The following is an 8036-nucleotide window of genomic DNA, read 5'->3' as shown; positions in this document are numbered from 1 at the left end:
GCGCTGTCGCTAATCTCGGCGCTTGTCTCGAGCTCTGACACTGTTCAGCCACTTGTCCGGCAGGAAGCCAAAATCATGGGACCTTTCTGACAGGCCGGCGAGGACGGTCCTTATCCCCCTCGCCACCTCCTTCTCGACGACATTCTCAGTGATGTTCAGCTTCTCAGCCGTCTCCTTCTGCGACAGGCCCTCGATCTTCCGCAGTTTGAACACCTGGCGACAGCGGTCGGGCAGGTCATCGACCAGACGCCGCACCAAGGCAAGGCACTGGCGGTCGGCGAACCTCACTTCAACAGAGGGCTCATCATCAGCGACGCGTAACTGGGCGATTTCCGCCACGCTTTCGATATCGACGATGCGGGCGCGCCGAATCTGGTCGCGCAACACCGACTTCACCGTGGTGAAGAAATAGGCCCGCCCCGAGGCGATGTGGTCGAAGGAGTCCAGAGCCAGCAGCCGCGCATAGGCCTCCTGGATCAGGTCGTCGGATTGTGCGGGCGATACGCCGGACCGCCGCAGCCAGCGCCGGACGTCTGCCTCGTGCGGAAGAAAGTTCGCGGCCGCCCAAGCTGCGATGCTGTTCATCTGGCGCATTTCCCCCTTCCGCAGGCGTCCGGTTGACTCCGAACTGCAGCGGTCGCCCGGCGCGGAGCCGCGCAGGAACTCGCAAAAAATCGTCACACTCCGGCGGAAATCGCAACCTCCGTTCGTCTCTCAGATGCGGCGCCCATGACGGCGCACGCGGGGTCAGAGGGGGACATCATGACACGCAGACAGGCTTGGCTTTTGGGCGCGGCGTGCGTGGCGTTGCCGGTCGCGGGACCGGTCCACGCCCAACCGACCGGCGAAGTGCAGGAAATCATCGTCACGGCCACGCGCCGGGCCGAGACCCTGAGCACGGTCGCGATCAGCGCGGCCGCGGTGACCCAGCAGAAGCTGGACGACCAGGGCATCCGCAGCGTCGCGGATCTTCAGCGCACGGTGCCGGGATTGCGGTTCAACCCCGGAACCAACACCATCGCCATCCGCGGGATCAGTTCGACCGCGGGCGCCGCCACAACCGGGGTCTATATCGACGAGACGCCGATCCAGATGCTGAACATCGGCATCGGCACGACGAGCGCCGTGCCGGCGCTGTTCGACCTGGAGCGGGTCGAAGTCCTGCGCGGTCCCCAGGGCACGCTGTTCGGCGCCGGGGCCCAGGGCGGGGTCGTCCGATACATCACGCCTCAGCCCAGCCTCACGACGTTCAGCGGCAATGCCCGGGCCGAGCTTGGGTTCATCGAGAACGGCGGTCAGGATTCCCAGGTTGCGGCGGCGGTCGGCGGGCCGATCGTCGAGGGCAAGCTCGGGTTCCGCATCAACGCCTTCCACCGCAACATCGGCGGCTGGATCGACCGCATCGACTATCGCGACTACCAACTCATCGAGAAGGACTACAACAGCGGACGGATCACCGGCGGGCGCGTGGCCCTGACCTGGGCTCCGACCGAGCATCTGCAGATCACGCCCTCGGTCGTCATCCAGGACCGGTCTTCCCGCGGCGGGAACAACTTCTCTGAGTACTGGTCCAATCCTGGACGTGGCGAGTTCGTCACCGCGATCGCGCAGCCCTCGCCCGAGAAGGATCGCTGGTACCTTCCGGCGGTCAAGGTTCAGTACGACTTCGGCGGCGTCGAGCTGATCTCGAACACGTCCTGGTTCGTCCGCAACAGCGTGACCGCCTATTCCGGCATCGACTACATGACCAGCGTGTACGATGCGGATCCCGGCTCGTTCCTGCCCGGGGTCGGCGTGATGTTCGAAGGACGCCGGCGGCTCGTGAATTCCGCCGGGGTGCAACTGCCGATCGGCAATTACGACGTGACGGCGGCGACGACGAACAACCAGCGGAACTTCGTCCAGGAAGTGCGCCTGCAAAGCGCCGACCCGGATGCGCGCCTGACCTGGGTCGCCGGGGCCTATTATCAGCGCAATCTTGGAACAAACTTCGAGTACATCCGCGATCCGAACGCCGATCGGGCGACGTTGGCGATCTTCGGCATGACCGCCCGAGATTACTACAATGCCGCCTACCTCGGCGGCGTGGGCGACCTTGGCCCGCTGCTCGCACGCGGCGATACCTACAATGGCCTCTACAAGACGGTGGACGAACAGCTCGCTGGCTTCGGTCAGGTGGATTTCAAGCTCACCGAAAAACTCAAGCTGACGGTCGGCGCGCGTTACTCCGTGAACGACTTCGCGTTCCTGCAAGCCGCCGACGGCTACATCAACGTCGGACCCTCCGCAGGCGACGGCAAGAGCAAGGAAAAGCCGTTTACCCCAAAGTTCGGCGTGTCCTACCAGGCCGACTCCAACAACCTCTACTATGCGACCTACGCCAAGGGCTATCGTATCGGGGGCGCGAACGCGCCGATCCCGTTCCTTCCCTGCGAGGCGGGCTACGCGCAGCTGGGCATTTCGGAAGCCCCCGACACCTACGGGTCCGACACCACGAAGAGCTACGAGATCGGCTCGAAGAACCGCCTGTTCGGAGGTCGCATGTCGGTGGCCTCCAGCGCCTATTACATCAAGTGGGACAAGATCCAGCAGGCGACGACGATCCCGATCTGCGCCTACCGCTTCATCGACAACCAGGGCTCGGCCGTCAGCAAGGGCTTCGACGTGCAGGCGCAGGCCGTGCTGTTCGAGGGCCTGCAGGTCGATGCCGCCTTCGGCTACAACGATGCCCGGTTCTCGGAAACGATCGCGCCGGCCGGGCGGATCACCGTTCTTGACGGGACGGCGATCCCGGGTCCCGGGTGGACCCTCGCGGTCGGGGGTCAGTACGATTTCCAGGCGTTCGGGGTGGACAGCTTCGTCCGCGCCGACTGGCAGCACGCCGGCAAGCAACGCGGGTTGTCCTCCACCCAGGATCCGCGCATCCCGCGGACCTATGACGCCAACATCCCCGTTCCCCCGGCGACCGACTATGTGACGCTGCGGGCCGGGTCACGCTTCGAGAATGTCGAAGTCTCGGTGTTCGTCGACAATCTGCTGGACTCCAACGAGATCCTTTCCCGGTCTCATCGCGCGCGGACCTGGCCGGCCTACTTCCAGTCGACATGGCGGCCGCGGACCGTTTCGTTCATCGTCGCCTACCGGTACTGAGCCGGTAAGCCGGGAAAACATCGGACAAAGAGCCCCGGAGCCGAGACGGCCCCGGGGCGCCCAGGGGGAAATCATGGGTGGGTTCAGCGACAAGTCGCTCGGCATGGGGAAGGCCATTCCGCGGCGGGATTTCATCGGCGGAGCGCTGGCCGGGGCCGCGCTGGCCGCCGGCGGAGCGTCGGCGGCGGGGGCTGCGCCGCTGCCGAAGGGCTACTATCCCCCGGCCCTGCAAGGCGTGCGCGGCAGCCATCCGGGCTCGTTCGAAAGCGCCCATGCGCTGCGCGACGCCGGCGCCTGGAACGAGATCCGCCGGAATGCCGTCGACACCGGGGAAAGCTATGACCTGATCGTCGTCGGCGGCGGCCTGTCGGGGCTGGCGGCGGCGCTGTTCTACCAGCGGCGCTACGGGCCGTCGGCGCGCATCCTGATCCTCGACAACCACGACGACTTCGGCGGCCACGCCAAGCGCAACGAGTTCACCCACGAGGGGCGGACCTACATCGGCTATGGCGGGACCGAGCAGCTCTATCACGGGCCGTGGGAATTCAGCGACGACGTCAACGGCCTGCTGCGCGAGATCAGCGTCGACACCGACCGGTTCTACACCGCCTTCGACTGGACGCGGTACGACCGCATGCAGCTGAGCGAAGGGCTGTTCTTCGACAAGGAAACCTTCGGCCGCGACCACCTGCAGGCCGGGGAATGGAAACTCCCGTGGGCGGAATTCCTGGCCGGAACGCCGCTGTCGGAGAAGGCCAAGCGCGACATCATCGCGCTCTACGAGAGCAGCGTCGACTACCTGCCGGGCATGCCGGTCGAGGAGAAGCTGCGCCGCCTCGGCGCCCTGACCTACACCGAGTTTCTGCGCGACGTGGCGAAGGTCGATCCTGCGGTCATCCCGTATTTCCGGTCGCGCACCGATCGCAACACCGCCTCGGCGGACCATACGCCGGCCCTTTACGCCCGCCAGCTGGACACGCTTCCGGGACTGGAAGGCATGGGCCTGCCGGCGGCCCGCCGGCGCTGGAAGCGCAATCCGGAGCAGATCTTCCACTTCCCGGACGGCAACGCCGGGGTGGCGCGGATGATGGTCCGCAAGCTGATCCCCGCGGCTCTGGCGGCGCGCGACCAGGAGGAGCAGGTCACCGCGCGCCTCGACTATTCGCAGCTCGACCAGCCAAGCTCGCGGGTGCGCCTGCGGCTGTCCTCGACGGTGGTCAACGCGCGCCACCTGGGCGCGCCGTCACGCGCCAAGGAGGTCGAAGTCACCTACATGAACGGCGGGCGGGCCAATCGCGCCCGCGCGGGCCACGTGGTGATGGCCTGCTACAACGCCATCGTTCCGCACATCTGCCCGGAGCTGCCGACCGCGCAGAAGGCGGGCTTGGCGCATGCGGTGAAGTCGCCGCTGATCTACACGAACGTCCTGGTGCGCAACTGGCGGCCGTGGACGAAGCTCGGCGTCCACTTCATCCACTCGCTGACCGGCTACTTCCACGAGTACAAGCTCGATTTCCCTGTCGACATGGGCAGCTATCGCAGCGCCTCCGACCCGGACGAGCCCATCGTCCTGCACATCGAGAAGCGGTTCTGGGACGACGGGCCGCGGGCCTGGGAAAATCCGCAGCGGACGCCTGCGGCCGACCGTCACAGAGCGGGCCGCGCGCAACTGCTGGGCGCCACGTTCGACGACTTCGAGCGCGAGATCCGCACCTCGATGGCGCGGATGCTGGCAGGTACGGAGTTCGACCCGGCGAAGGACATCCTCGGCGTCACTGTCAACCGCTGGCCCCATGGCTATGCGGTCGGCCGCGACAGTCTGATCGGCGAGAGTTGGCCGGCGGGACAGGAGCCTTGGGTGGTCGGACGCCAGCCGTTTGGGCGCATCACGATCGCCAACTCCGACGCCGGCGCCGGCGCTTTGACGCAGGTCGCCATCGATCAGGCCTTGCGGGCGGTGCGGGAATTGGTGTGAGTACGCCCCAGCGACAATCAAGCGGTTATAGGGGCGCGTCATGAAGGAAGCGGACAAGTCGTTGGGCATGGACCGGCCGATCGATCGGCGGGACTTCATCAGCGGCGTGGCGGCGGCCGGCGCGGTCGGCGCGGCGGCCCTGGCCGGGGGCGCCCAGGCGCAGACCCGCACAGCGCGCGTCCCGGTCATTCCGCCGGGCGACTATCCGCCGACCGCCACCGGCCTGCGCGGCCAGTACGAAGGCTCCTTCGAGGCCGCCCACGCCGCCCGTGACGGCGAGTTCGAGGGGCCGGTGACCGCCGAGGACACCGGCGAGCGCTATGACCTCGTGATCGTCGGCGGCGGCATCTCCGGCCTGTCGGCGGCGCATTTCTTCCGCGAGGCGCTCGGCCACGACCGCAAGGTGCTGATCCTCGACAACCACGACGACTTCGGCGGTCACGCCAAGCGCAACGAGTTCCACCACAACGGCCGCATGTACCTGAGCTACGGCGGCACGATGAGCATCGAGACGCCGTTCCCCTACAGCTGGCTCGCCAAGCAGATGGTCAAGGACCTCGGCATCGATGTGGCGAGCTATCCGAAGTACGTGAACGAGGACACCTACAAGGGGCTCGGCCGCGGCTACTTCTTCGGCAAGGAGCACTTCCAGCGCGACAAGCTGGTGGTCGCGCCGGCCGGCGCGCCGGTCGACTGGCCCACCCTGTTCAAGGCCGCGCCGCTCACCCCTGCGGTGCGCGCCGACCTGATCCGCCTGCATACCGAAAAGCGCGACTACATGCCCTCGCTCAATCCGGAGCAGAAGGCCGAAGCGCTGAAGCGGATGACCTATCAGGACTTCCTGATGAAGCACGCCGGCATGCTGCCGGGCAGCCTGCCGTTCTTCCTGGGCCGCGGCTTCCGCAACAACATGCGGGTCGACACCTGCCCGGCCTATACGGCCGCCAAGTCCGGCGCCCCCGGGTTCCAGGGCATGGAGATCGCGGGACCGCGCGGCTACCACGAGCCCTACGACTTCCACTGGCCGGACGGCAACGCGACCATCGCCCGGATGCTGGTCAACCGTCTGGTGCCGACCGCGTTCGAGGGCGGGCCCTACAGCCACTCCGAGATCGTCACCCAGAAGGTGAACTATCAGGGTCTGGACGTGGCCGCGAACCCGACCCGCCTGCGCCTGTCGTCGATGGTGATCCGCGCCGAGCACGTCGGCGACGCGAAGAAGCCGGACAGCGTCCGCGTGGTCTACGTCAAGGGCGGCAAGAAGTACGAAGTCCGCGGCGACAACGTCATCCTCGCCTGCTTCAACATGATCATCCCCTTCATCGTCCCGGCCCTGCCGGACGCCCAGAAGGCGAACCTGCGCTACGCGTCCAAGGTGCCGATGGTCTACACCAACGTGCTGGTGCGGAACTGGGAGTCCTTCAAGAAGCTGGGCATCAACTCGGTCCACTCGCCGAGCGCCTTCCACCCCAACATGTCGCTCGATATCCCGGTGTCGATCGGCGACTACAAGGCTCCCAACGACCCGAGCCAGCCGATCATCGTCCACATGGTCGGCAATCCGAACAGCCCCGGCCTGCCCCGCAAGGAGCAGAACCGCATGGGCCGGGCGCAGCTGCTGGCGACGCCGTTCGAGGATATCGAGCGCAACATCCGCTCCGACATGGCCCGGGCGCTCAAGGACGGCGGCTTCGATCCGGCGCGCGACATTCTGGCGATCACCGCCAACCGCTGGCCGCACGGCTACGCCTATACCTATGACACCGTGGGCGACCCGGACGTGCCGGACAACCAACGGCCGCACGTGCTCGGCCGGGCGACCTTCGGCCGGATGGCGATCGCCAACGCCGACAGCGGCGGCGCGGCCTTCACCAACACCGCGATCGACGAAGCCCACCGCGCGGTGCAGGAAGTCCTGATCAACCGCGGCCTGACCTGACGCCTCAGGAGGCGGCGGCCTGCCAGCCGCCGCCGAGCGCCTTGAAGAGGGTGATCTGGTTCGCGGTCACCGCGGCGTCCGACTGGGCAAGCTGCGCTTCCAGCGTCGCCAGGGTGCGTTCGGCGTCGAGAACGGTCAGGAAGCTGTCGAGACCGGCTTCCTGGCGCAGCCGCGCGAGGCGCACGGCGTCGGCGCTTTCGTCGCGGGCCCGGCGCAAGGCGGCCCGGCGATCCAGTTCGCGTCCATAGGCGCTGAGCGCCGTCTCGGTCTCCCGCAGGGCGACGAGCGTCGTCTGCTCGAAGCTCGCCAAGGCGGCCTGCGAGGCGGCGTCCGCCTGCGCGATCCGTGCGCGAGCGGCGAGGATGTTGGGGAAGCTCCAGCTGATCAGCGGACCGAAGCTGAACTGGGTGCGCTCGCCCAGCCCCGGCATGCCGCCGTCGATCCGGCTGACCGAGCCGCCGAAGGTCACCTGCGGGTAGAGCGAGGCGGTCGCCACGCCGATGCGGGCGGTGGCGGCGGCCAGTCGGCGTTCGGCCTGGCGCACGTCCGGACGGCGTCGCAGCAAAGCGGCGCCGTCGCCGACCGGCAGGACCGTGGCGACCTGGGGCAGGGCGACGCAAGCGGCGGCCGGGGGCGAGATCTCGGCCGGCGGGCGGCCGGTCAGCACCGAAAGACGAAAGAGCGCGGCCTCGCGCTGCGCCTGCAGCGGCGGCGCCGAGGCCCGGGCGGTCTCGGCCTGGGCCTGGGCGCGGGCGGTGTCCAGGCCAGTGCCGCGGCCGGCGTCGAGCTGGCGGCGGGTGAGCTGCGCGGTCTCGTCGGACAGGGCCAGGGTGCGCTGCGCCACCGCAAGCTGGGCCCCGGCGGCGCAGGCGTCGGCATAGGCGCGGGCGGTCTCGGCGGCCACGGAGACCCGGACCACGTCGAGCGCCGCCTGGGCGGCGTCACGGTCGGCCCGGGCCGCTTCGACCGACC

General features: G+C 67.9%; 5 protein-coding genes. 3 read left to right on the top strand and 2 right to left on the bottom strand.

Annotated elements, in window-relative coordinates; all coding sequences use genetic code 11:
• Positions 1-9: 9 nt before the first annotated feature.
• Positions 10-594: an RNA polymerase sigma factor gene (locus tag ACILRF_RS12810; RefSeq protein WP_395673477.1), complete on the bottom strand. Its 585-nt coding sequence runs from the start codon at positions 592-594 to the stop codon at positions 10-12.
• A 168-nt stretch (positions 595-762) separates the two neighbouring features.
• Between ACILRF_RS12810 and ACILRF_RS12805 the strand changes: the two genes are divergently transcribed.
• The 3 genes from ACILRF_RS12805 to ACILRF_RS12795 all read left to right on the top strand — a co-directional run bounded on the left by ACILRF_RS12805 (position 763) and on the right by ACILRF_RS12795 (position 7064).
• Positions 763-3150 carry a TonB-dependent receptor gene (locus tag ACILRF_RS12805; RefSeq protein ID WP_395673475.1) on the top strand — a complete coding sequence of 796 codons (2388 nt, stop codon included), beginning with the start codon at positions 763-765 and terminating at the stop codon, positions 3148-3150.
• Positions 3151-3223: 73 nt separating this feature from the next.
• Complete coding sequence (locus tag ACILRF_RS12800; RefSeq protein WP_395673473.1) at positions 3224-5125, top strand: NAD(P)-binding protein; 1902 nt, start codon at positions 3224-3226, stop codon at positions 5123-5125.
• A gap of 40 nt (positions 5126-5165) precedes the next feature.
• Positions 5166-7064: an NAD(P)-binding protein gene (locus tag ACILRF_RS12795; protein WP_395673471.1), complete on the top strand. Its 1899-nt coding sequence runs from the start codon at positions 5166-5168 to the stop codon at positions 7062-7064.
• A gap of 4 nt (positions 7065-7068) precedes the next feature.
• On the opposite strand, the gene ACILRF_RS12790 is transcribed toward ACILRF_RS12795, so the two are convergent.
• On the bottom strand, positions 7069-8036 hold a 968-nt coding region (locus ACILRF_RS12790), incomplete at its 5' end, for a TolC family protein (RefSeq protein ID WP_395673469.1).

The organism is Phenylobacterium sp. (genome assembly GCF_044236515.1).
In the GTDB taxonomy this organism is placed as follows: domain Bacteria; phylum Pseudomonadota; class Alphaproteobacteria; order Caulobacterales; family Caulobacteraceae; genus Phenylobacterium.
The sequence above is the reverse complement of the archived record's forward strand: the minus strand, read 5'-3'. Positions and strand labels throughout refer to the sequence as shown.